Source organism: Prevotella sp. P6B4 (genome assembly GCF_000619985.1).
Taxonomy (GTDB): domain Bacteria; phylum Bacteroidota; class Bacteroidia; order Bacteroidales; family Bacteroidaceae; genus Prevotella.
Genome location: NZ_JHVE01000003.1, coordinates 69106 through 94067, shown reverse-complemented (window position 1 = coordinate 94067; position 24962 = coordinate 69106). Strand labels below are relative to the sequence as shown.

Genomic DNA, 24962 nt, shown 5'->3' with positions numbered 1-24962 from the left:
AACGAAAAAACGCCAACTGCAGACGCGAGCCCCAGACCAACGTCAGACGCCATTTGCTGACAAAGGCCTGGGGCTAATCGTTACATTAAATATAGAACTCCGATGGATCAACAAGACCAGCACGGATGGCATACTTAATAACCTCGTGAGCCGTATTAACCCCTAACTTTCGGAAGATATTCTTACGATGGGTGGTAATGGTATGGATGCTTGAGAATCGTTCCTCGGCAATCTCTTTGGTTGTTTTACCCTGGGCGATGGCTTTTACAATCTCGGATTCGGTTGCTGTCAGAATATCGGGTTTCTCTTCTTCATTCTGCTGAGTGATGATAACTTCGAGTGCGCGCTGACTGATAAAACGCTCATGACGACTAATGGCATGCAAGGCATCACGCAGATCCTTCATCGGACCATCCTTGAACACTATGCTGAACTGATGCGAGGAATAGATGACGCGACGCAGGAACTGTGGCGTCAGCTCATCACTGATCAGGAGCCACTGTGAGAGAGCGAACCTCTCGCTGACAATCAGCAACTGGTCCTCATCGGCAAAATCAAACAACGTGTAGTCAAGTATCACCACGGCATGCTCATGCTCCTTTAACTGAGCTATCAGACTAGTTTTGTCTGACGCCCGAAATATCTGGTTCGCCTCATCCTTACGCAGCAGGCTGTCGATAGCGAACCTTGTTATCTCTTGATTATCTGCTATAATATACTTTGCCATAACTGTTCTGATTTTGAGTGCAAAGGTACAAAGAATAGATAATACATCCAAATATCTATCGATATTTAGAGAATATATCTTTGATCGGAGAAATATTAGATTGTTTTTTTAATTTCAGAGCATAATAATCGGGGTAGTAGAATAATATTCTATATGCACACAAAAGGCACCACTTTGCAACCGAGTTGCATTCTTATTGTAATACCTTTGCAGCCGAAATTAAACTAAAAGTATGATTAATAAGATAATATACTATTCCATCAGTCACAAGTTTATTGTGCTACTACTATTGGTGATTATTATTGGTGGCGGCCTTTACAGTATGAACACGATCAATGTTGACTCGACACCTGATATCACAGATAATCAGGTACAAGTGATTACGTCGTCACCAAATCTTTCAACGCTCGATATCGAGCAGTTTATTACTTATCCCGTAGAACTGGCTATGTCGAATCTACCAGGTGTTGAAGATATCCGTTCTGTATCACGTTTCGGTCTGTCGGTTGTTACAGTGGTGTTCAAGGAGGATATGGGAACTTACCTGCCTCGGCAGTTGGTAAAGGAAAAACTGGACGAGGTGGAGGAACAGATTCCGGAAGGCTTTGGTAAGCCGGAAATGGGTCCTATCACTACGGGGCTTGGCGAAATTTACCAGTACACGTTACAACCTAAGAATCCTTCGAAATACACACCTCAGGAGCTACGCACCATGCAGGATTGGGTAGTAAAGCGTCAGCTATCGATGATTCCTGGTGTAGTAGATGTCAACTCATTTGGCGGCAGTATCAAACAATATGAAATTGCACTCAGTTCGGAGCAGCTATTCTCGCGACATGTGACCATGCAGGAGGTCTTCAATGCCCTTTGCAAAAACAATGTGAATACAGGTGGTGCCTATATCGAGAAGAACCACATGGCAAGCTTTATCCGAGGCGAGGGATTAGTCAAGTCTGTTGATGACATCAAGGCTATTGTAGTGAAGAACGAGGGCGGCGTACCCGTACTCATCAGTGATGTAGCAGAGGATGTGCGCTTTGGTCATCAGGTACGTTACGGAGCCTTTACCCAGAACGGCCACGAAGCAGTGGGTGGTATGATACTGATGTTAAAGGGAGCAAACGCCGACAAGGTGGTAACCGCCGTCAAAGAGCGTATACAGGAAGTACAGAAAAGCATCCCTGCCGATATCGAAATCAAGCCATTCCTCGACCGCAGCAATCTCATAGAACGTACCACCAGCACCATTGCCCGCAACCTGATTGAGGGAGCTTTGATAGTCATCTTCGTACTGGTGCTACTCCTGGGAAGTGTACGTGGCGGCATTATCGCAGCATCGGTCATCCCGTTGGCTTTGCTCTTTGCCTTCATCATGATGAGATTATTCAATGTATCAGCAAATCTGATGAGCCTTGGTGCTATCGACTTTGGAATCATTGTAGATGGTGCAGTCATCATAGTCGAAGGCATCGTACACAAGGTGGAGCGCCTGATTTACGACAAGCGTACAGGACAAACGGCAACAGATATGGATCGTATCAGTTACGAGAGTGCTTCAACGATGATGGATTCAGCCTTCTTCGGACAGCTAATTATCCTGATAGTGTTCACACCCATTCTCTTTCTCTCTGGTGTCAGCGGGAAAATGTTCCAACCCATGGCCTATACCTTTGCCTTTGCGGTATTGGGCGCTCTCATTCTCTGTCTGGTTTACGTTCCCGTAGTTTCTGATTTATTACTGCGTCCAATAAAGAATCCCCATAGTAGGATAGCAAAATATGAATCAGCATTAGAAAGATGGAGTGGAAAAATGATGCAGGCTATACAGTCAGGCTACCAACCGCTACTGACCTACTCACTAACACATAAACGTTGGATTGTTGCGATGGCAGTTGTTTTGTTCATCATTACAGGCATCATCTTCAGCCGGATGGGTGGCGAGTTTATACCCGAACTTGATGAAGGCGATATTGCTATGCAGACATTCCTACGTCCAGGCAGTTCGCTGGATGAGACCATCAAACGCGAGGAGGAAGTTGAACGTCTGCTACTGAAAAACTTTCCTGAAATCAAGACTGTTTGTGCTCGCATCGGTGTAGCCGATATACCAACCGACCCGATGGGTTTTGACTATACTGACTCATTTATCATCCTTGAGAAGGACAAAAGCAAATGGAAGAATGCCCAGACAAAGGAAGAACTTATCGAAAGGATGCTCGAAAAACTGAACACTCTGCCAGGTTTGAATTTCTCTTTCTCACAACCTGTAGCTCTGCGTTTCAATGAGCTCCTGACAGGTGTTCGTGAGGATATTGCCGTGAAAGTGTATGGTGAAGACCTTGACACACTGAACGCTATCGGTGAAAAGATGGTGAATATCATCAGCAGGATAAACGGTGCAGAGGATGTGGCCTTGGAACGCACAGCAGGACTGCCCCTTATTACCGCAAAGTATGATCGCGAACGGGTAGCCCGATATGGTCTTGACATTGACAAACTCAACAATCACATATCGGCCGCTTTTGCAGGTGCCAAGGCTGGCGTCATCTTCGAAGGCGAAAAGCGTTTCGACATGGTTATCCGACTTGATCAAAAAGAACGTCAGAGCATTAAGGATATACAGAATCTCTATGTTGACCTGCCCGATGGCTCATTAATACCCCTGAAGGAGGTGGCCGAAATCGACTATGAGTACGGTCCCATGCAGATTAGTCGTGACCGGGCTTCACGCCGCATCTATGTAGGAGTGAATGTACGTGGCAGGGATGTACAATCACTGGTTGATGAGATACAACAGCGACTTGACCAGCAGTTGAAGATGCCTACAGGCTATCATATCACTTATGGCGGTGAATTCCAAAACCTGCAGGATGCACGAAACCGCATGACCATCGTGATGCCCATTGCCCTGTTACTGATATTTGTGCTACTGTACTTAGCTCTCAAGTCCGTACGCCAAGCACTCATGATTTATATGGCAGTACCATTGGCCAGCATTGGCGGTGTATTAGCTTTAGCCCTGAGAGGTATGCCATTCAGCATATCAGCAGGTATTGGATTTATCGTACTCTTCGGCGTGGCAGTACTCAACGGATTGGTGCTGATCAACCGTTTCAACTCGTTACGGGAAATAGGAATTAGTGATGTCCGCGAGTGCATTATCAAAGGCACACGTGAGCGCTTACGTCCTATTTTACTCACTGCAACTGCCGCCATGCTTGGATTTCTGCCCATGGCCGTTTCGGGGTCAGCAGGTGCCGAAGTGCAACGCCCATTGGCCACAGTGGTCATCGGCGGCCTCTTTTCCGCCACCATTCTGACATTGATTGTTGTACCCATATTATATGCATTTGAAGAAAGAACAAACCCCAAAAAGATGACAAAGAAAGCTATAACAGCCATTCTGTTAGCATGTATGCTGATAATGCCTTCAACAGCAGGCGCACAAACCATCAGTCTGCAAGAGGCTCAACAGAAGGCCATCCAGAACTATCCCACCATGCGAGCAGCACGTCTCAACGCCGAAAGTCAACAAGCACTTAATCAGTCAGCTTTTGATATAGGCGAAACAGAGATATCTACTGGTGGCGAGGAAATCGGTAATGGTAACGAGGCAACATACACACTCATTGCCGTCCGTCAGAACTTCGACATCCTGAGTATTGGCGCCAAGAAAGGATTTCTGAGTCAACAGACAAAAACAGCTGAGGCAGAAACCAAAGTGGCAGAGCGCGAGCTGATGCATGAAGTCGGGATCGATTATGCCAATGCCATCGTAGCTCATCAGCGTACAGAGGTCTATGAACATTTAGACTCTATCTATCGTGATTTTGAGAAGGCAGCCAAGTTAAGATATGAAACAGAGGCAGCATCCAAACTTGAATATCTCAGTGCGCAGCAGCAGTGGCATCGTGCTATATTATCACTCCAGCAGGCACGACAGGATGAGGCAATAGCCTTGCAGAACCTTAACCGATGGCTGGGCGATAACACCCAATATGTACCAGAATACCAATTAATCATAGATGACGAACCAATTACTATTGAGAATCATCCTGCACTACTGTTGGCCAACGAGAAAGTGAAGTTGACTGAGCGACAGAATAAAGCAGAAAAAGCAGATTATCTACCTAAGTTCTACCTACAGGGAGGCTCACAGAAGATTGGTAACAAATCGGGGTTCTGGACCTATGAAGTGGGAATGAGTATGCCATTATTCAGCATGGCCCGTGGTGCCAAAGCAAAATCAGGTAAGCTACAACTGGCTGCTGAGCAGGCTCGCCAAGACCATACCCGATCACAATTGTACCACAAACTAAAACGTCTCAGTGCGACAGACAGAAAATGGAGCGAGCAACTGAAGTACTATCGCGAAGTTGAACTGCCATTAGCAGCTGAACAAGAACGTGTAACCATCCAATCGTATTATCAGGGTGCTACCGATTACATAGAATTCATAAACAACATGAAAGAGGCTACCCAAGTGCAACTTAACTTTTGGGACGTCTATAGCGAATATCTTAACAACAGAATGAACTTAATTTATTTTTAGGATGAAAAAGATCGTAATAATATGTTTTGCAGCCTTTACGTTTACGGCATGCAATCACACTGATAAAGAGCCAGAATATACAACAGAAGTTGAGGCAGAAGTAACAGACGTTACCCTAACCGATGAACAAGTAAAGAAACTGGGCATCAGCTTCGGTGAAATGCCTAACCATGAGTTCTCGGGGGAGATTGAAGCCAATGGAAAGTTAGCAGTAGCTCCTCAGAGTCAGGCATCCGTATCACCTTGCATAGGTGGAAACGTTAAACAGATTCTGGTTCACGAAGGTCAGAAGGTAAACAAGGGGCAGCTACTGGCATGGATCTCGCATCCGGATCTGCTTGATGTTCAAAGTCGATATCTCGAAGCCCACAATCGTCTGATATACGTGGCTTCCGAATACGAACGACAAAAGAAGCTCTATCAGGAGCATGTGGGCTCAGGCAAAGATTACCAGCAGATATTATCAGAATACCGTCTGCTGCAGGGTCAACTTCGCACTACAAGTGCTCAACTCCAGATGATGGGCATCAACCCCACAAGCATCGCTAACGGGAAAACCTTCACATCGGTAGCTTTGCGTGCACCTATTACAGGTACAATAGAGCAGATTAATGCTGTAACAGGACAGTATGTTGACAGTCAAACGACGTTGTTTCATATCGTAAATTTCAATGATATATATGCCGACTTGCTGGTATTCGAAAAGGATCTGCCAAAAATTAAAGTTGGTCAGCAAGTAGTATTTGAGTTAAAATCGGCTTGCGGCGACAAGTTTACAGGTAGAATAACCTCTATCGGCAAGATTTTCAATGACACCCCAAAAGCCACACATGTTCGCGCTACCATCGAAGGGGGGGAACACGAATTTGCCGAGGGTTTCTATCTGTGCGGCAAGATTGCATCTGATTCGCAGCTGACGAAAGCACTCAGTACGGAGGGATTAGTTGACAATGCAGGCAAGACCTATGCCTTTACCGCTACACACGAAAAAGGCATCTGGACATTCCATCCTGTTGAGGTGACCAAGGGACGCGAAGAAAAGGGCTTTGTAGAGATTGTACGTCTTAACGAGTCTGTCACTAATACTCAGTTCGCTCTTAATGGAAGCTACTACATCCTTTCGGAGATGAAGAAAGCAGAGACTGGCGAAGAAGACTAATCAGCGGTTATTGATATCCTCAACAACCAATCCAGCCAACATGAAACCGAAGATAGCAGTGATGTGAGCCAGTGTACCATTTATTTGCGCTTTCGACGAACACCACTCATGGTTCAGGAGACTCTGGTCACCTGGACCATTTTTTGCTTTGGGGCACATACACTGCTCTGTACCACAAGTAGCATTCTGCCCACGATTCTCAAGGAGTTCATCGCTATAAACACACTGGAACTTGCACTTAGGGAACTGTTTCTGACTCTTGAATTTTTTCCTTAGTGCACGCGCCAGTGGGTCGCCCTGCACCTTCCAGAACTCTGTAACCTTGATACGTGTAGGATCAAGTTTCAGTGCAGCCCCCATTGATGAGAACAGTTTGGCATTGGTACGACAGGCTAAGAGGATAAGCGCAGCCTTGTCTTTCAACGAGTCGATGGCGTCGATGATATAGTCGTAAGTATCAAGTGCAAACTCATCAGCGGTCTCTGCTGTAAAGATCTTCTGCAGGGCTGTTATCTCTGCCGATGGATTAATGCTGAGCAAGCGTTCCTTCAGTGCATCAACCTTCACCTGCCCGACGGTCTTAGTTGTTGCCATCAGCTGTCGGTTGATGTTTGTGATACATACGCGGTCACTATCCACAATCGTCAACTGACGGATACCACTGCGTACCAGACTCTCGGCACACCACGAGCCTACCCCTCCAACACCAAAGATGATCACGCGCTTCTGCGAGATACAGTCCATCGTCTCATTACCGAGCAACAGCTCACTTCTACGGAAAATTGCTTGTTCTATAGCCATCGTCTGAATTTTTGGCTGCAAAGGTACGAAATTCTTACCTAATCTATGGTATTTTATGCAAGAAATTTGCCAATCAACGTACCAATTTAAGATTTTTCCATTAACTTTGCAACCGAAATATAGAACAAAACAGACAAAAGACTCATGAACAAAATGAAAACAGTATTGGCAGTCCTGCTATTAGCAGGTTTCGCCATACACACAAAAGCCCAGACGGCCGACGATGATCTGGATGCCAAGTACGCCACCAACCTGGTACAGCCAGGCATTGTGGCACCCGACTTTACGATGAATACGCCCGATGGCAAACCCCTCAGCCTCAGTTCGCTGAAAGGCAAGACCGTAGTGCTGGATTTCTGGGCCTCGTGGTGCCCCGACTGTCGCAAGGATGCTCCTGAGGTGGTACGCCTATACAATGAGTACCACTCTGATAAGGTTGAGTTTGTTGGCGTATCGATGGATACCAACGTTGAAGCATGGCAGAAGGCCATCAAACAGTATGGCATCAGCTATCCTCAGGTGAGCGAACTGAAGAAGTTTAAGGAAACAGATATCTCCAAAGCCTACGGTGTACAATGGATTCCTTCTATGGTAGTGGTATCACCCGAAGGCAAGATTCTGCTCTCAACCGTACAGTATCAGAAGGTTGAGAAGCTGCTGAAAGAATTAAAATAACACGGAGCATCAATACCAAATTCAGTGTATTTGTGCATCAAATTCACTGAATTTGTTCATCAAATACACTGAATTTGGTTTCTAAGAGCTACTGAGCTGCTATCACTTCAATTTCTACTAAGGCACCTTTCGGCAGTGTTTTCACCGCTACAGCTGAACGGGCAGGATAAGGCTCAGCAAAGAATTCGGCATAAACTGCGTTTACATCGGAAAAGTCGTTCATATCGGCCAGGAACACCGTGGTCTTCACAACGTTATCCAATGTCAGTCCAGCCTCTTCCAGGATGGCTTTTACATTGATAAGCGACTGTCGGGCCTGTTCCTTAACGCCCCCCTCTACAAAACTACCTGTAGCAGGGTCGATAGGAATCTGACCTGATGCATAAACAAGGTTACCTACTTGAATGGCCTGACTATACGGTCCGATAGCAGCAGGTGCTTCCGATGTACTGATAACTTTCTTCATATGTCAAATCATTAATTTATTCTATTTTATAAATGTACCTCTTTATCAACTACCTCTCCATTCAGTATCTTAAAGGAGTTCAGATGAATACCTTCGTGTAGCGATAGGATGGCATAACGGATAGTAGGGTCGTTGGCTAAACGAAGATCCTCCTGCGAAGGGCGCGAGGGCGAAGCTGGATGACTATGCCAGTTGGCAAGAATCTTCAGTCCCTTGCCTCGGGCATACTTTAATGCTGCGAACTGATCTTTCGGTGCGAAAGCAAAATGTTCTGGCGAGTGATCAATATTCTCCATCCAGTAGTTCTCTGTCACCACATCGCCATCCTCAGAGCTAATGCCCAGCAGATAGCCGCACGTTTCGTTGGGTGCATCCTGCTGGGCTTGGGTAATCAAATCATCAACAATCTTTTTCTCTATTTTCATTATTTAGTGTTTTTTTAAGTCGCATGCCGCCTGTTCGTAATCTATCAGGTGGTCGATTGTAGGGTTGGTGCCGCATATTTCGCACGAATCACGATGTTTGACATTGATGGTGCGGAACTGCATGGTTTTAGCGTCGAAGGTGAGCAGGCGATTGGTAAGCAACTCACCTATCCCTGTAAAGTACTTCAGAGTTTCAGCTGCCTGAATAGTGCCAAGCATTCCTGCAATAGCACCCAGGACGCCAGCCTGACTACATGTAGGAACAGCTCCTGCTGGAGGTGGTTCCTTAAAGATACAACGATAGCAAGCCGTACCAGGCAGATGGGTAAATGTCTGACCATTAAAGCGTAGGATGCCACCATGCGAGAATGGTTTTCCAGCCATCACACACGCATCGTTGATAAGGAATTTCACAGGGAAATTATCAGTGCCGTCAACCACGAAGTCGTACTCCTTTATGATGTCGAGCGCATTCGATGAATCAAGGAACTCGTAATAGGTATCCACCTTTACATCGGGATTAATAGCCTGTATCTTCTCCTTGGCACTCTGCACCTTTGGCACGTTGACATCCTTGGTAAAGTGAATAACCTGACGCTGCAGATTACTCAGATCTACCACGTCGGCATCCACAATACCGATGGTGCCTATGCCCGCAGCAGCCAAATAGAGCGACACAGGCGCTCCAAGGCCACCTGCTCCCACAACCAGCACACGGGCATTCATAATTTTCTCCTGCCCCTCTACGCCAACATCCTGCAACAAGATATGACGAGAGTAACGCTGGATTTGTTCTTCGGTAAAGTCAATCATAACGTGCCTCCTCCCATAAAGTAAAGGAAATCAACCACATCGCCTTCCTTGATCTGCAGGCCATCCCATTCGGTACGGTCCACAAAATCATCGTTTACTTGTACACTCACCATTTCGGGCTGTTGCACATTATTCTGCTTGATCAGCTCTGTCAAGTTGAGTGGCAGCTGCACGTCCTGTGTCTCTCCATTAACTGTTATCTTTGCCATATTTATCTACCAATTATCTTTTTAACTGCAATTACTAACTTGTCCACATCCTCGCGGGTGTTATAAAGCGCAAAGGTGGGGCGGACACTCATCTCATAGCCTAAAGCGCGCAAGGCAGGTTGAGCACAATGATGACCAGCACGCACTGCTATTCCCTCTTTATCGAGTAGCGTACCCACCTCTGGAACGGGAATACCATCGAGTACAAAGCTCACTACCGACACACGGTTCTTAGGATTGCCGAGAAGCGTAAGTCCAGAAATCTGACTAAGCTGTTCACGGGCATACTCAGTAAGCTGATGCTCGTGGTGCTCGATATTACGGATACCAAGGTGACTCACATAATCGAGTGCAGCCCCCAATCCAATGGCATCGGCCACATTAGGCGTGCCAGCCTCAAAGCGAGCAGGTGGCTCATTATATTCCGTACGCTCAATGGTTACATCCTTAATCATATTGCCACCACCTTGCCAGGGCTGCATCTTATCGAGCAGTTCCTTGCGTCCATACACTACGCCGATACCATTTGGACCATAGATCTTATGTCCGCTGAACACGAAGAAGTCAGTGCCAAGCGCCTGCACATCCACAGGTGTATGGGCAATGGACTGCGCGCCATCTATCAGTACAGGTATCTGATGGGCATGGGCTATCTCAATGATACGCTTCACGTCGTTGATGGTGCCGAAGGTATTGTTTACATGTCCAACTGAGACAAAACGTGTGCGAGGCGTGATCAGTCGTTCGAACTCCGATAAGATCAAATCACCATTCTGGTCTGTAGGGATGGCACGTAGTGTGGCTCCCTTCTCCTGACATACACGTTGCCAAGGCACAATGTTCGCATGATGGTCCAACTCCGATACAATAACCTCATCACCAGGCGTCAGGAACTGGCGTCCATAAGTCTGTGCCACCAGGTTAATACCCTCGGTGGTTCCACGTACAAAGATAATCTCTTCGCTTGTGGCAGCATTGATAAAACGCTGTACCTTCTCGCGCGCCTCTTCATAGGCATCCGTAGCACGAGCCGCCAAGGTGTGCGCTCCACGATGGATGTTTGAATTGTACGTACGGTAGTAGTCAGAGATCTTATCGATGACCTGATTAGGTTTCTGTGTAGTAGCACCATTGTCGAGCCATACCAGATCGTGACCGTTCACTTTCTGGTGCAGTACAGGAAAGTCGCTCTTGATCTGGTCGGAGTTCAGCGTATCAACCTCCTCATAGTGCAGGTCGCGTAGCTTCTGTGTCTCAGGTATACCGATACCAAAGCCATTGTCCTTCGGCAATGACGAAGTCTGCACGTCAGTATCTCCGATGTAAGGCAATTCGCCATAGCCATTACCCCCAGCCAGAAGCTGTTTGAAACCAGCTTCCAGCTCTGAGAGATTGAGACTTTCGTCAGGCAGAATAGCCTGTCGCTCAGCCTGCAATTCCTCTGGGCAATACTTTTGTGCGACTTCCTTCAGTAGAGCCAGCGTAGCACCATCTTCTGTTGGAAAATTATTAAGTTCTGATATATTTATCATTTACTTTTCTACTTTATTTCTATGCTGATAGTCGTGATAATAACCCACCTCTACATTCTCGAGTACGGCAATAGCATCGCCGGTAAGAGCGGCCAGCGAGAAGTACTTGGTAAGCAGATATGATGCCACACCAAACTTGTCGAGTCCCATCAGTCGTGCACTCAGCGAAGGAGCAATCTCACCAGGAATACCACTCTGGTGCAATCCTACAACACCCTGATTCTTCTCGCCTACACGTACCAGAATAATCTTTGTGGTACCAACGCCACGACCAGTCAGATACTGACCTTCTACCTCTACCTTATCCGATGGAATGATGGGAACGCCACGCCACAGGATAACTCTTGTGCCAAACAAGTCGGTGGTTACAGGTGGTACACCGCGCCATGTACATTCACGCTCAAAGGCTGCAATAGCACGAGGATGAGCAATAAAGAATGTGGGCTCTTTCCAGACTAACGACAGCAGTTCGTCGAGGTCGTCGGGGGTGGGTGAACCATAGCGCGTGGTGATGCGATAGGCTGGGTTTACAGCAGAAAGCAGTCCGAACTGCTTGTTATTAATAAGTTCCCACTCCTGACGTTCTTTGATGCTCTCGATTGACAGGCGCAGCTGTTCCTCCAACTGGTTATAGGGGTTATTGTAGAGGTCGCTCACGCGGGTATGTACACGAACCACGGTCTGCAGTGTGTTCAGGGGGTACTCCGTTGGATTCTCCTCGTAATCAATATAGGTCTCAGGGATGATATTGTCCTCCTCATGGCCACTGACGAGATCGATGTGCTTCTCGCCATTATCGTTGACTGATGCCTTCAGGCGCAACTGCTTGTCAACAGCCTTATCGAAAGTCTCGCGGAAATCGGGCACATCTTTGATAAACCGGATCAGTTCCTTCAGTTTCAAGCCAAGGAAGATGGTTGGTGTGATGGCGCGAACAGATACCGTTGACTCCTGTTCGTCAAGCAGATCGGCCTCGCCGAAGTACTCACCATCGCCCAGCAGTGCAATCCGAAGATCCTCACCGTGAGGGCCCTTACTGATAACTTCGGCCTGACCAGAAGCAACGATAAAGAAACGCTGCTTGTCCTTACCCTCTTCAACAAAGAACTTATCTACATCAACCTCTTTAGCCTCGAACGAACTTACCAAACGGTGCAGGATCTCATCGTCGAACTCAGAGAACAGAGGGATGACCTTCAAATCCTTAGCAGTGAACGAAGGGACGCCATTCTGGAATATAATGGGCAGACGATCGTTCTTACGGAGTTCGACCTTTGTACGGTTCACACGGAATGTACCACCCGATACCTGCACCCAAGGCAGCAGTTTGAGGAGTAGTCTTGGAGTGATGGAGCCCATCTGCGGGGCAGTCTTGGTGGTGGTTGCCAGTCGTCTGGCGGTAGCAGTGGTCACACTGCGCTGTAAATTAGAATCTGCCATAATCTTTTTCTTACTTTTTAATTATTACTTTATGTGTTGTTCCTTCTACGTGTTCTACAGCGAGAACATTGTAGCCCTGCTCCTTGGCGTTGCGGGGCACATTGTCGAGAGGTTCGCCCTCCGCAAGCAGCACTTCCAGGATGTCGCCCTCGTTGAGCTTTGACAGCTCAATCTTTGTCTTGACGAAGGTCATGGGGCAATGTTCCTTCGTGATGTCTAATACCTTTGTTGCCATATCCTTACCTTTAAATAAACAATGTTTGTCCGCCATCAGAGAGCTTCAAGAACGAAGCTACCCCAAGCACATCCTTCACCTCGGGGATGAAGTCCTCCTTCTTCAGACCGAGCACGTGCATTGCCATCTCGCAGGCATAGAGGTTGATGCCGAGCACCTTAGCTGCCTCAACCAGTTCCTCAAGCGTTGCCACGTTGTTCTTACGCATCAGGTAACGGAATATCTTCGGACCAGCGCCGAGGAAGTTGAAACGACTGGTGGGCGTCACTTTCAAGCCCCCCATCATAAAGCCGAACAGCTTGGTAAGCCAGTTGCCACCCGTAAACGAGCGCCCCTGTTTCTGTTTGATGGCATCGAGCCCCCAGAAGGTGAAGAAGATGTTCACTTCGTAACCCACTGCCGCTGCGCCTGTACCTAATGTGAATACTGCCGTCAGCTTATCGAAATCGCCACTGAAGGCGATGATGCTTAGTTTTCTTTGTTCTGCCATATTTCTTACTGATTGATTGCTTGTTGAATGTCTGTTAAGATATCTTCAGGCGCTTCAAGCCCTACTGAAAGACGGATGGTGGTCTGGCGCACATCCATCTGCTCTAACTGTCGGTCGGGGAACAAGCCGAAAATAGTAGATGCAGGATGGATGGCCAGCGTACGACTGTCGAAGAGGTTAGTAGCACGATGTACGAGTTTCAGATGATTGAGGAACTCAAAGCATGCCTCCTTCGATGCCAGATCGATGGTAAGCATAGCACCAGCCGTAGAACCGAATTGTAGTTGCGCCAGTTCGTGATAGGGATTATCCTCGAGTCCGACGTAGTTCACACGGGTAATTTCGGGAACATCTCTTAACGCCTCAGCCAGCCATTGTGCATTGGCAGCCTGACGCTGATAACGCACGTCGAGAGTCTCAAGTCCGAGCGTCTGTATATAGGCCGTCTGCGGCGTCATATACACACCAAGATTTATCAGCAAGTCGTACTTCACACGTTTATTGATATCCGGGAACGTACCATAGTCGATAATCAATCCGCCCAGCGACGTGCCCCCCCCAGAGATATACTTCGTACTCGATACCACCTCCACGTCAACACCTAATGCCTTGAGGTTCGTCTCTGTAAAGGGAATCACAGTCGAGTCGGCAATAACGGGCACCCCTTTTCTGTGCGCAATCTCTGCAATCGCTTTCAGGTCGGCTACCTCCAACTGTGGATTCGTGACGATTTCCAAGAACACACAAGCCGTCTGATCGTCGATAGCCTTCTCAACAGCCTCCAGATCAGTAAGGTCGCGCAAACGGGGTTTGATACCTAAACGGAGCAATGAACCACTGATAAATGCTAATGTATTGCCAAACAAGTGGCGCGAGGTAACAACGTTTTTGCCCTGCGCTACAACTGCCAGCAATGCGGTGCTGATAGCTGCCATACCTGAATTGAACGCCGTTACGTGGGCGGCCTCAGTCAGCGCCTTCACACGCTGCTCAAACTGCGTCACCGTAGGGTTTGCAATTCTCGCATAGTCGGGAGCCTTGATACGATTGCAGAAGGCATCCGACATCTCCTGTGCATTATTAAACTCGAACGACACATTATTATATATGGGTACTGCCAATGCACCGTAGGCGTCGGGTCGCACATAGGGGGTATGGATAGCAATTGTCTGTTTCTTCATTTTTTATTATCCTTTTGTTGGGTGCAAAGGTACGATGATTAGAATTATCCTCCAAAACTTACACAAAATGCGGAAGATATCCCTAATAATCGGACAATAACTTTACAATTATTCTAAAAACCCCTTGAAAAGGCAGGTGTTTTAGAATGATATTCTTTGTTTAGTGGTCTATGCCTGATTTAAAGACTGATGGAAATGGGATTCGTCCTCACCCTTCATGGGGTGAGGACGACAAGTTAGTGATACCATTAAGGTTTGTTTCTGCTACTTTCGGGGAGTGGCTCCTGTTTCAGCATCAACCTTCTTGGGAGCAGACTTTACTTCAGTGGCATCGTACTTGATTTTCTTGAATCCCTCGATGATATCGGCTACAGATGTCTTATCGGCATCGTATTCGATGGTAACGGTCTTGTTGTCAAGATCAGTCTTGATGCTCTTAATTCCCTTTTCAAAGCGGATGTTGTCCTTAATCTTCTTCTCACAACTGATGCAGTGCATCTGCGGATTGGTAGTCAGCACAACGGTCTTGATGTCCTTTGCCAGGCAAATGCTTGCGAATGCCATTGCGATGAATAATGCTTTTGTTCTCATAACGTTTTATATTTTAATCCAGTTCAATCTTATACCTATATAATATATAGCGCCATGCATAGGGCCCCATACCATCGTGGCATCGAAATCCTGCCCCCAGGGATTGCTGGCAGCAATGATAGGGTTCTGCTGTCGGCGACCGGTAATATTCTCGCCTCCCGCATAGATACTCCAGTGACGGAAGAAACGGGTAATCTGGGCGTTCAGTTGCTCATAGCCCTTATAACTGCTCTCCCAGGCAGGCTGGCCACCAGTAGTTGTGTAGGCATCAGGCATTCGTCCGCCGCCATTCAGCTGCAGAGTGGCATCAAACTGCCATTTGCCCAAGCCGGGCTTGTACTGGGCAGTGAAGAGGGCCTTGTAGCGATTGGTAAGCGGTTTTTCGCGAAGCACGCCACCATAGGTCGATTTCACATTGGTACGACGATAGGTAGCTGTCATTGTCAGGCTCTCGAGCAATGGGTAGGTAGCCTCCATCTGCCAGGTATGCGAGTAGCTATCGCCCACAAGATTGGTGAAGTGGATGGCATGAGGATTACTGTCCATATCCACTAACAGCTGATGTTGGAAGGTGGTATAATAATACTCAGCATTTATTTCCAGCTTCCGCTCGCCTATAGGAATGTTGAGATTAGCGCTGAGACCATAGTTCCATGCCTCCTCCTGATCAAGATTGTCGTCGATAATAATCTGACGACTGCTGGCCAGCAGATTGTTATACTCCGCCATCACGTGATTGGTGCGATATCCCTTACCAATAGAGCCACGAAAGGTCAGAACATCATTAGGTGAATACTTCAGGTGCATGCGAGGTGTCAGGAAGCCACCATAGATGTTACTATGGTCCCATCGCAGGCCGCCCATCAGGGTAAAACGCTCGCCTACCTTATAGGTGTATTGAGCGTAAACTCCAGGGGTAGTCTCGTCAACATCGAAACGATCGTGGTTCAAGCTAACACCTGTAGAAAGACTATGATGTTCATCAAAATCCGTTTCAAACATCAGCGAGGCATATCCATTGCGCTGGTCTGTATGATATGTTTTTTGTCCATAGATGGCATTCTGATGGTGCAACGAACCAGATAGAATCAAGGCAATGTTCGAGCCGTGTTCCGGATCGAAGATAAAGGCATTTTTAGCGAAAGCCTCGTAACGCTCGTTAGTGATGTCGATAAGATAGGGATGCATAGCAGCCACATGATGCCCGATCTGCCCGCCCTCACGATGTTCCTTCAGCCCCTTTATAGCCGCTTGGAAAATATAGCCGTCGCTCAGATAAGCCCAGCGACTCATGAGCGAACCTTGTCGTACCTTTGGCATGTCCACAAAACCATCACCGTTTTCGTCGTGTGCCTTGTCGAGTATCTCGTAGTGCCCCAACAACGCCGTACTCCAGCGTTCTGACAGTTTGAGATTAGCCCCAAGGTTGGCTTCCAGTTTTCCCTTTGTATTATAAAACAGGTTTGCATCGGCAAAGGGCGAGGCCTGCGGTTTCTTGAACTCCACGTTAATCTGACCCGTTATCGACTCATAGCCGTTCTTTACCGATGAAGCCCCTTTCGACACCTGAATGCTCTGCATCCAAGGACCAGGGATATAGCCCAACGAATAAGGAGCCGCAGCGCCACGATAGTTGGGGATATTCTCCGTCAGCATCTGCACATAAGTGCCACTCAGTCCCAGCAACCTGATTTGCTGAGCGCCCGTTGCAGCATCGGAATAGTTCACATCCACCGATGGATTAGTAGTAAAACTCTCACCAAGGTTACAGCAAGCTGCCCGTAGCAAATCGCCACTACTGATAAAGTCGGTATTACTTAGCCCTTTGGTTTTGGCACGATGGCTATGAGCCGTCACACGCACTTCTTTCAGATGCTCACCTTCAAGCATCTGCAAGGAATCTGTATCCATGGGAGTCTGTGCGTAAACTCCCGAAATCGCCATTTGAATGACTATCAGTCCAGTATAGTATCGTCTTTTCTTCATTTCGGGCGCAAAGTTATGCATAAAAAATGAATTAATCGCGCATTATATCTTTATTAACTATTGATATACCACGTCTATGGTATATCGAATGCCGCATGGTAGGGATTGTGGGAACAAGGAAATCGCCGTACCTTTGCACCCAGAAATATTTATCAATTAAAAAGGAGAAAAGTTATGAAGACAATGAATCGAATGCGTAGCCGTTCTATGAACACCTGCATGACAAGCATGCGCGATTGCGACATGATGGCAATGACAATGAAAGGGAGTGAATATATAATAGGTATAAATCAAACAAAACATAAAGGATATGAAAAGATTGGTATTAGCATTAACATTGGTATTCAGCCTGGCATTGAACGCAGCCTGGGCTAAGGGTAACAGTTCCGAGTATTATTTCGGCAGTAACAACAACTTCGACAAATCGATACCCACACCTGAGGACTTCTTCGGTTTCCCCATTGGTTCGGAACTCGTAAGATACGATAAGGTAGTTGAGTATTTCCGCCTGCTTGACAAGCTATCAGACCGCGCACAGCTGAAGGTCATCGGGCAATCACATGAAAAACGCGAATACGTCATTTTACACATTTCAACACCAGAGAACATCAAGAATCTGGAGAACATCCGTCAGAACCACGTTAAACTGGTAGACCCTAACTATGGCTATCCTGCCACATACGACGACCAGAAGGTCATTATCCAGTTGGGCTATAACGTGCATGGCGGCGAGTTGGCAGGCACCGATGCATCGGTACTGGCAGCCTACTACTTCGTAGCAACCCAGGATGCCGACATCGTGAAACGTCTGGGCGATGCCGTTATCCTGATTGAGCCGGCACTGAATCCCGACGGACGTGAGCGCGCGGCACAATACTTTAACTCATTCCACTCTATTCCTCCCGTCGACGACGCATTGGACATTGAGCACACCCAGAGTTTCACCCCACTTCGTGGTAACCATTTCTATGCCGACCTGAACCGCGACTGGTTCGCACTGGTACATCCTGAGAGCAGAGCACGTGCGGCCTACTACCATCAGTGGTATCCCAACATCTATGCCGATTATCACGAGATGGGCAAGAACAGCAGCTACTATTTCGAGCCATCGCCCGTACGCAGCACATGGAACTATACGATTCCTGAAAGCACCTATACAGAGCTGAACGTGATTCTGGCCGACTATTTCGGAGCCGAACTCGACAAGATCGGTTCACTTTATTTCACCAAGGAGAATTACGACAACATCTCGCCCATCTATGGTTCAACCTATCCTGACTTCCAAGGCGGTGTGGGCACCACACTCGAGGTAGGCAGCTCGCAAGGCGTACAGGTAGAGTCGGCACTCGGTCTGCACCGCTTTGCCAAGAATATCCGCGACAACGTACGCACCAGCATTGGTGCCCTGAAAGCAGGTACAGATAAGAAGAACGTATTCCTGCGCCACCAGCAGGAGTTCTTCAAGAGCGCCGTACAGAAAGGCGGAAAGGGCTTCATCGTATTTGGCGACCAGGAGAACAAAGGAGCCACCAACCTCTTCCTCGACAATCTGCTGCGCCACAAGATTGAGGTACACAAACTGGCAAAGGACTATACGCAGGGCAACAAGCAGTTCAAGGCTGGTAACGCCTATGTAATTCCTCTGGCACAGGCCCAATACCGATTGGTGAATGCTGCCTTCGAGGAGCACACAGAGTTTGTAGATAGTATCTTCATGGACATCACAGCCTGGAGTACAGCCCACGGCTATGGTTTCCCATTCGTTAAGAACGCTACCGGCGTGAGCCTCGGCGAGGTGGTAAAGGAAGTGCCAGCTCCTGCAACAAACAGCTTCAGCAAATCACAGTTCGCCTACGTGATTGATTACGCTGACTTCTATGCGCCACGTGTGCTCTACGAACTGCTCAACAATGGTGTTTATGTCAAGGCCGCCTTTAAGGCATTCACTGCCTCGACAGCAGAAGCCGGCGCCCAGCATTTCGCTACAGGAAGTCTGGTTATCCCCCTGGTGTATCAGACAATCCCTGCCGATAGTGTATATCACGTCATCCAGAAAGCAGTTGCCCAGACTGACGTGAAGGTCTATAGTGTATCAACCAGCGCCAGCAGCGAGGGTATCGATCTGGGTAGCGACAATATTCTGGAAGTGAAGAAGCCTGTAGTAGCCACATTTGTGAGCACTGGCGGCTACGGCGGCATCAACTGGACAGCCATCGGTGAGACATGGCAGCTCTTAGGCAATCATCACCATATTCCTCTGACAAAGATCTTTGCCGACAATGCCGACAGAGCACCGCTCGACCGTTACACAGCCATTATCCTGGTAGATGGTTCCTATCAGCAGTTCTCCAACAAGTTTGTTGAGCGTCTGAAGAACTGGGTGGCCAACGGTGGTGTACTCATCACATCGCAGCGTGCCTCACAGTGGGCCATCGAGAAAGGCATCACCACCCATTTCGCCTCTCAGGACAAGAAGCAGGAGGAAGGCAAGAAGGACGAAAAACAAGACTACAAGCGCCTGGATTATGCTTCACAGCGCGAGCAGAACGGTCCGAACCGAATCGGCGGCGTGCTCTATGCTGCCGACCTGGACATCACCAATCCGTTGGCATTCGGTATTCACAACCGTCAGCTTTACACCATGAAGTCGGGCAATTACATCCTGCCCCGTCCGCAGAGTCCCTATGCCTCACTGTTACAGCTGAAGGGTGACAAGCAGTTAGGCGGCTATCTGACAAAGCAGAACCAGAAACTGCTGAAAGATGCCACAGTGATTGCCTTCGACAATGTAGGAGCAGGAACCGTAGTACTGTTCAGCGAGTCGCCCACTTATCGCGGCTACTGGCTCAGCACCGGTCGTATACTGACCAATGCACTCTTCTTCGGCAAGAACGTGTCGGGTGCATCGCGCTTTCGTCCATAATCAAAACCAGAAACAGTAAGTAGAAACAGAAAAAAACATCATCATATGAAAAGACTGATAATATATATTTGTTTTCTGATTGCAGCCCTCGATGTGGCAGCTCAGGAGGTGCTTCAGGGACGGGTACTCGATGCCCGTACCCAGGAGCCCATCATCGGAGCAGCCGTTCAGATCAGAGGAACACGCAACAACACCGTGAGCGACATCGATGGTCAGTTCTCACTCCAGATAGCAGGCAAGGAACCCTATACGCTCGACATTTCATACGTTGGCTATCTGTCGCAGGAGATTGAGGTTTACGACACCAGCGAGCCTGTTGACATCTTCCTGAGAGAGAATTCCAGACTGCTGAACGAAGTTGTCGTAGTAGGTTATGGTACAGCCAAGCTTCGCGACCTGACCGCCTCGATTACCTCTATCAACAAAGAATCGCTGAAAGGCGTAACTGGTAATAGTATCGACCAGATTCTGGAAGGACATGCCGCTGGTGTGATGATTTCCACCTCAGGCTCACAGGTAGGTTCTGCCCCAGTCATCAATATCCGAGGCGTAGCCTCCATCACCTCGAGCGTCACACCGCTCTACGTAGTTGACGGTGTGCCCATCAACTCGAGCAACATTGCCTCGAACACCGACTACAACCCTATCTCAGATATCAACCCAGCCGACATCAAATCGATTGATATCCTGAAGGATGCCGCCGCCAGCGCCATGTACGGTTCGAGAGCCGCAGCAGGTGTCGTACTGATCACCACAAACTCTGGAAGCGCTGGCAAATCAAAACTGACCTACGACTATAATATCGGCTTCAACTCGGCCACCAAACTGTTCAAGCCCATGGATGCCGTCCAGTACACTGACATCAAAAACCGAGGCTGGCTGAACAACGGCGGCGATCCCAACAACCTGCCCTATGCAACGATGACCGACAAGAACGGTAATATCGTCAGCACCAACTGGGTAGATCTGATATTCCGCACAGGTGTATCACAGAACCACAACCTGAACTTGCAGGGCGGAAACGACAAGGCCACCTACTATCTTTCGGGTAGCTACACCACACAGGAAGGTATCACCATTGATTCGAAATACGACCGTTTCTCGTTCAAAGGCAATGGTACCTATAAACTCAACAAATATGTAAAGGTAGGTTTCAACACCGGCTATACCTATAGTAAGATTCACACAGCCGATGACTCTCGCGGCGGTTCACTTAGCGCCATGGGTGGTCTCACACGTTTGGCTTATGTCGACCTGCCTAACGTACCTGCTCACAATGAGGACGGTTCGTTCTACGCCTCAGAACTGGCACCACGCAATCTTGGTAAGGGTAACAATGCCATCGAGGTATTCTACTATAATGCATTAGGACTGATTGAAGGTGGACAATATGGCGAGTCGAAGACTAACCGTATCCTTGCCAATGGCTATGTAGACATACAGCCTATTAAGGGACTCACCTTGAAATCGCTTTATGGTATCGACTGGACACTGATCCAGAACGAGTCGTTCGGAACCCCACTGCATGGCGGCAGCTATCCTAACGGCAGTAGCCGTACCGGCACCTCAAGCCTGAGAAGCTGGACCTGGACCAATACGGCCAACTATCAGTTCGACGTCAAGAAGCATCATTTCGACATCCTGCTTGGTATAGAGGCTTCTGAAAGTAATCGTCACGTCGTCACCCGCACAGGCACTACACTGAGTAATCCTGACCAGATGTACGTCGAGGCAGCCTACCTCACTTATGGCGGTTCAGGCAGTATTCTGGAGAGCAGTCTGTTCAGCTATATCAGCCGTTTCACCTACGACTGGAAGAATCGCTATTACCTGACAGCCAACTGGCGCCGCGATGGTCTTTCGAAACTGGGACGCAAATGGGGTAACTTCTACGGTGTCAGCGGTGCTTGGCGCATCTCCGACGAGTATTTCTTCCGTCCGTTGCGCCGTGTCATCGACGACCTGAAAGTGAAAGCCAGCTATGGTGTGGTAGGAAACGCCAATGTAGGCTGGTATGCCTCGAAGAGTGTCTACTCTGCATCGACCTATAATGGCGATGTATCCTATATCTCATCAGGCATCAACGACCCAAACTTAGGCTGGGAACAGACAGGAACCACCGATATCGGTATCAGTGCATCACTGCTGAAGGGAAGATTTAATGTGGATATCGACTATTTCTATGCCAAATCGAAGGACCTGATTCTGGATGCTTCACAGGCCTACTCCACTGGTATCGTGGGCGCCTCTGTATCTACCAACCTCGGCAAGACCCTCAACCAGGGAATAGAAATCAGCGTAAGTGGCGACCTGATCAGAAAGAAGGACTTTATCTGGACCAGCAGTTTCAACATCTCATTTGTTAAGAACAAGGTACTGGAGCTGGCCGACGATATCATCTCTGGTTCGAATATCACCACCGAAGGCTACTCAATGGCTCAGCTTTACACCTATCCTTCAGATGGCGTTGACCCACAAACCGGTCGCCGCATCGTGAAGATCAAGAAAGAAGATGGTACATACGATCGTGCCCTACTCATCTATAAATACGGTAAAGGCGGCGCTCAGCTCTATGAGTTTGATGGCGAGACTCCCTCGAAGTACACCATGAGCGACTGGAAGCCCGAAATCTCAGGCAACACCAAACCTACCTACTATGGTGGATGGAGCAATACATTCCGCTACAAGAACTGGGATGCCAAAGTAAACTTCCACTTCTCGGGTGGTAACAAGATTCTTAACTCTATGCGTGCCACACTTTCCGATGGACGCATGTGGAGCGGTACAGATGAGTACTATAACAATATCTGGCAGCAGCCTGGCGACAATGCCAAGTATGCCAAGGCTTCATACAACGACAACTACTCGAACGGTACAGCCAACCCAATCAGCGACCTGATTGAGAAAGGCGACTTTATCCGTCTGCAAAGCTTGTCTATCGGCTATCAGTTCGATACCAAGAAGTGGAGCAAAGAACTGGGCATCACCTCGGTCAGACTGTATGCCCAGGCACATAACCTCTTCTGCCTCACAGGCTATTCAGGTTTCGACCCAGAGATCAACTCGTATTACAATGATACGAACCTTCGCTCAGGAATCGATTCAAACACAACACCGTTGACTCGTACAATTACCTTCGGTGCTAATGTCACATTCTAAACCCAAAGAAGAACGATTATGAACAAAATATCCATCAAATCTATTTCCATAGCCCTTCTGTCAGCCTTTGTGCTGACAGCTTGCGGCGATGAATTCCTTGACAAGAATCCAAAACTCGATGTAACAGAGGCCGACATCTTTGCCTCAGAAAAGCTCATCGATGCCACCATGGCTGGCGTCTATACCCGATTCAAGACCAGCAACTTCGCTGGTGGAAACATTGCAGTGATATTCGATAACCGTGGCGATGACTTTGTGAATACAGGCAACAACACGTATGCCCATTCCGACACCTATAACATGACGGTAGGGCAAACCAGTATCATGAACCCGGGCTTCTTTCAGGCTGGCTATCTGGCCATCAATGCCGCCAACACTCTGAAAGAGAATCTCGAAAACAGAGATAACCTGCCAATATCTGAAGCCAAGCGCCAGCAATATATAGCCAGCTGCTTATTCATACGCGACATCAGCTGGTACTATCTGGCACAGGTCTATTCGCTTCCCTATGCCTACGATCCCAATTCGAAGGCCATCCCTATCCATACCGAAGCCGTCACAGGGCCTGGTCATAACGAAGCGCCACTATGGACGATCTCAGAAGTATACGAGCAGATTATCAATGACCTGAATGCAAGTGCCATTGCAGCCTTACCAGCAGGAGGCGGTTCTTCGATTGATCCTACCATTCCCTCACAGGCTGCCGCCCACATGCTTCTACAGCGTATCTACATGGCCAAGGAAGAATGGCAGAAAGCCATTGACGAAGGTGAGAAGGTGACGGGCTTTACCTTGAGTAACAGCGTACGCGATATGTTTGATGCTCCTTATCATACTTCAGAGAACATCTACTCGCTGCCTTTCACCAACACCGAGCGTGGCGGCGGCAACCCAGCCAGCTATATCTCGAGCGGTGCCGGTTATATTGATACCCTCAACGTACGCACAGGTATCGTCACCATCCCTGCTTATCGTCTGGCTGCCGACAGTCGCACATCGTTCATCAAGGTAGATCCTGCTAACGGACGCGAGACATGGTACGAAAAGTATGATGAGTACTCTACCCCATTGGAGTGGATTCATATCTTCCGCTATGCCGAAACCCTGCTCAACCTCTCTGAGAGCTATTTCAATATCGGCAACGAAGCGAAAGCCGCCGAGCTGCTTCATCAGGTGCGCAGCCGTTCCATCCCGACAGGCGATATCCTTGATGTCCAGTCACTCACAGGCGAAGAACTGCGACAGGCCATCTATCTCGAGCGCCGTGCAGAGTTTATCGGTGAAGGTATACGTGGCCTTGACATCAGCCGTCGCGCAGAAGACTTCATCCATCCTGCCGCCACCCGTACCAACGGCAAATGGGATACCGTTGTAGTAGCAACGCCCAGCAACCGCACAGCCTACTGCTGGTCACTTCCATCCTACGAAATACTGGTCAATACAGCTGCAAAATAAGCACTTTTAGTGGGGCATTTGGCGAAATACCATACTTATGGTATGCCAAATGCCCCATCGTTGGGATTGCAGGGGTACTAAAATCGCCGTACCTTTGCACCCAGAAACAATTAGTAATTATAAAAATGAATAAACGTATGAAA

20 protein-coding genes are annotated in these 24962 nt (G+C 48.1%); 7 read left to right on the top strand and 13 right to left on the bottom strand.

What is annotated here, in order from left to right:
- Positions 1-85: 85 nt before the first annotated feature.
- On the bottom strand, positions 86-727 hold the full coding sequence (locus tag T491_RS0102735; RefSeq protein ID WP_028902513.1) for a response regulator transcription factor: 642 nt from the start codon (positions 725-727) through the stop codon (positions 86-88).
- A gap of 232 nt (positions 728-959) precedes the next feature.
- On the opposite strand from T491_RS0102735, the gene T491_RS0102730 reads away from it, so the two are divergent.
- A complete protein-coding gene (locus T491_RS0102730) occupies positions 960-5279 on the top strand; it encodes a CusA/CzcA family heavy metal efflux RND transporter (protein WP_028902512.1) in 4320 nt (1439 codons plus the stop codon).
- 1 nt (position 5280) lies between these two features.
- Positions 5281-6438, top strand: coding sequence for an efflux RND transporter periplasmic adaptor subunit (locus tag T491_RS15530; protein ID WP_051522932.1), 1158 nt, complete (start codon positions 5281-5283; stop codon positions 6436-6438).
- Here the strand turns inward: T491_RS15530 and T491_RS0102720 are convergent, their stop codons facing one another.
- Positions 6439-7239, bottom strand: coding sequence for a ThiF family adenylyltransferase (locus tag T491_RS0102720; protein WP_028902511.1), 801 nt, complete (start codon positions 7237-7239; stop codon positions 6439-6441).
- A 153-nt stretch (positions 7240-7392) separates the two neighbouring features.
- Between T491_RS0102720 and T491_RS0102715 the strand changes: the two genes are divergently transcribed.
- Positions 7393-7914 (top strand): peroxiredoxin, encoded by a 522-nt coding sequence (locus T491_RS0102715; RefSeq protein ID WP_231480166.1) that lies wholly within the window; start codon positions 7393-7395, stop codon positions 7912-7914.
- An 88-nt stretch (positions 7915-8002) separates the two neighbouring features.
- Here the strand turns inward: T491_RS0102715 and T491_RS0102710 are convergent, their stop codons facing one another.
- From T491_RS0102710 to T491_RS15525, 11 genes are all read right to left on the bottom strand, one after another.
- Positions 8003-8380, bottom strand: a complete 378-nt coding sequence (locus tag T491_RS0102710; RefSeq protein WP_028902509.1) for a RidA family protein — start codon at positions 8378-8380, stop codon at positions 8003-8005.
- Positions 8381-8406: 26 nt separating this feature from the next.
- Positions 8407-8805 carry a M67 family metallopeptidase gene (locus tag T491_RS0102705; RefSeq protein WP_036915171.1) on the bottom strand — a complete coding sequence of 133 codons (399 nt, stop codon included), beginning with the start codon at positions 8803-8805 and terminating at the stop codon, positions 8407-8409.
- Between the two features lie 3 nt (positions 8806-8808).
- Positions 8809-9615 carry a molybdopterin-synthase adenylyltransferase MoeB gene (locus tag T491_RS0102700; protein WP_028902507.1) on the bottom strand — a complete coding sequence of 269 codons (807 nt, stop codon included), beginning with the start codon at positions 9613-9615 and terminating at the stop codon, positions 8809-8811.
- The gene (gene thiS, locus T491_RS0102695; RefSeq protein WP_028902506.1) at positions 9615-9827 is read right to left on the bottom strand and encodes a sulfur carrier protein ThiS; all 213 of its coding nucleotides are present in this window, start codon (positions 9825-9827) and stop codon (positions 9615-9617) included. The genes T491_RS0102700 and thiS overlap by 1 nt, the downstream gene beginning before the upstream one ends.
- A 2-nt stretch (positions 9828-9829) precedes the next feature.
- A complete protein-coding gene (locus T491_RS0102690) occupies positions 9830-11359 on the bottom strand; it encodes a cysteine desulfurase (protein ID WP_028902505.1) in 1530 nt (509 codons plus the stop codon).
- Positions 11360-12799, bottom strand: coding sequence for a family 2B encapsulin nanocompartment shell protein (locus tag T491_RS0102685; RefSeq protein ID WP_028902504.1), 1440 nt, complete (start codon positions 12797-12799; stop codon positions 11360-11362).
- Positions 12800-12809: 10 nt separating this feature from the next.
- A complete protein-coding gene (locus tag T491_RS0102680; RefSeq protein ID WP_028902503.1) occupies positions 12810-13034 on the bottom strand; it encodes a sulfurtransferase TusA family protein in 225 nt (74 codons plus the stop codon).
- A 10-nt stretch (positions 13035-13044) separates the two neighbouring features.
- On the bottom strand, positions 13045-13524 hold the full coding sequence (locus T491_RS0102675; protein ID WP_028902502.1) for a DsrE/DsrF/DrsH-like family protein: 480 nt from the start codon (positions 13522-13524) through the stop codon (positions 13045-13047).
- Positions 13525-13529: 5 nt separating this feature from the next.
- On the bottom strand, positions 13530-14705 hold the full coding sequence (locus T491_RS0102670) for a PLP-dependent aspartate aminotransferase family protein (protein ID WP_028902501.1): 1176 nt from the start codon (positions 14703-14705) through the stop codon (positions 13530-13532).
- Positions 14706-14969: 264 nt separating this feature from the next.
- Positions 14970-15296 carry a heavy-metal-associated domain-containing protein gene (locus T491_RS0102665; RefSeq protein WP_028902500.1) on the bottom strand — a complete coding sequence of 109 codons (327 nt, stop codon included), beginning with the start codon at positions 15294-15296 and terminating at the stop codon, positions 14970-14972.
- 6 nt (positions 15297-15302) lie between these two features.
- Positions 15303-17240, bottom strand: coding sequence for a TonB-dependent siderophore receptor (locus tag T491_RS15525; protein WP_231480172.1), 1938 nt, complete (start codon positions 17238-17240; stop codon positions 15303-15305).
- 216 nt (positions 17241-17456) lie between these two features.
- Here T491_RS15525 and T491_RS17820 point away from each other — a divergent pair, with 216 nt between their 5' ends.
- The 4 genes from T491_RS17820 to T491_RS0102645 are packed head-to-tail and all read left to right on the top strand — an operon-like array spanning position 17457 to position 24819.
- Positions 17457-17657 (top strand): hypothetical protein, encoded by a 201-nt coding sequence (locus T491_RS17820; protein WP_197018781.1) that lies wholly within the window; start codon positions 17457-17459, stop codon positions 17655-17657.
- On the top strand, positions 17593-20205 hold the full coding sequence (locus T491_RS15520) for a M14 family zinc carboxypeptidase (RefSeq protein WP_081773210.1): 2613 nt from the start codon (positions 17593-17595) through the stop codon (positions 20203-20205). The genes T491_RS17820 and T491_RS15520 overlap by 65 nt, the downstream gene beginning before the upstream one ends.
- Positions 20206-20250: 45 nt before the next feature.
- Positions 20251-23364: a TonB-dependent receptor gene (locus T491_RS0102650; protein WP_081773209.1), complete on the top strand. Its 3114-nt coding sequence runs from the start codon at positions 20251-20253 to the stop codon at positions 23362-23364.
- An 18-nt stretch (positions 23365-23382) separates the two neighbouring features.
- Entirely contained in the window at positions 23383-24819 is a 1437-nt protein-coding gene (locus T491_RS0102645) for a RagB/SusD family nutrient uptake outer membrane protein (RefSeq protein ID WP_081773208.1), read from the top strand.
- Positions 24820-24962: the final 143 nt, after the last annotated feature.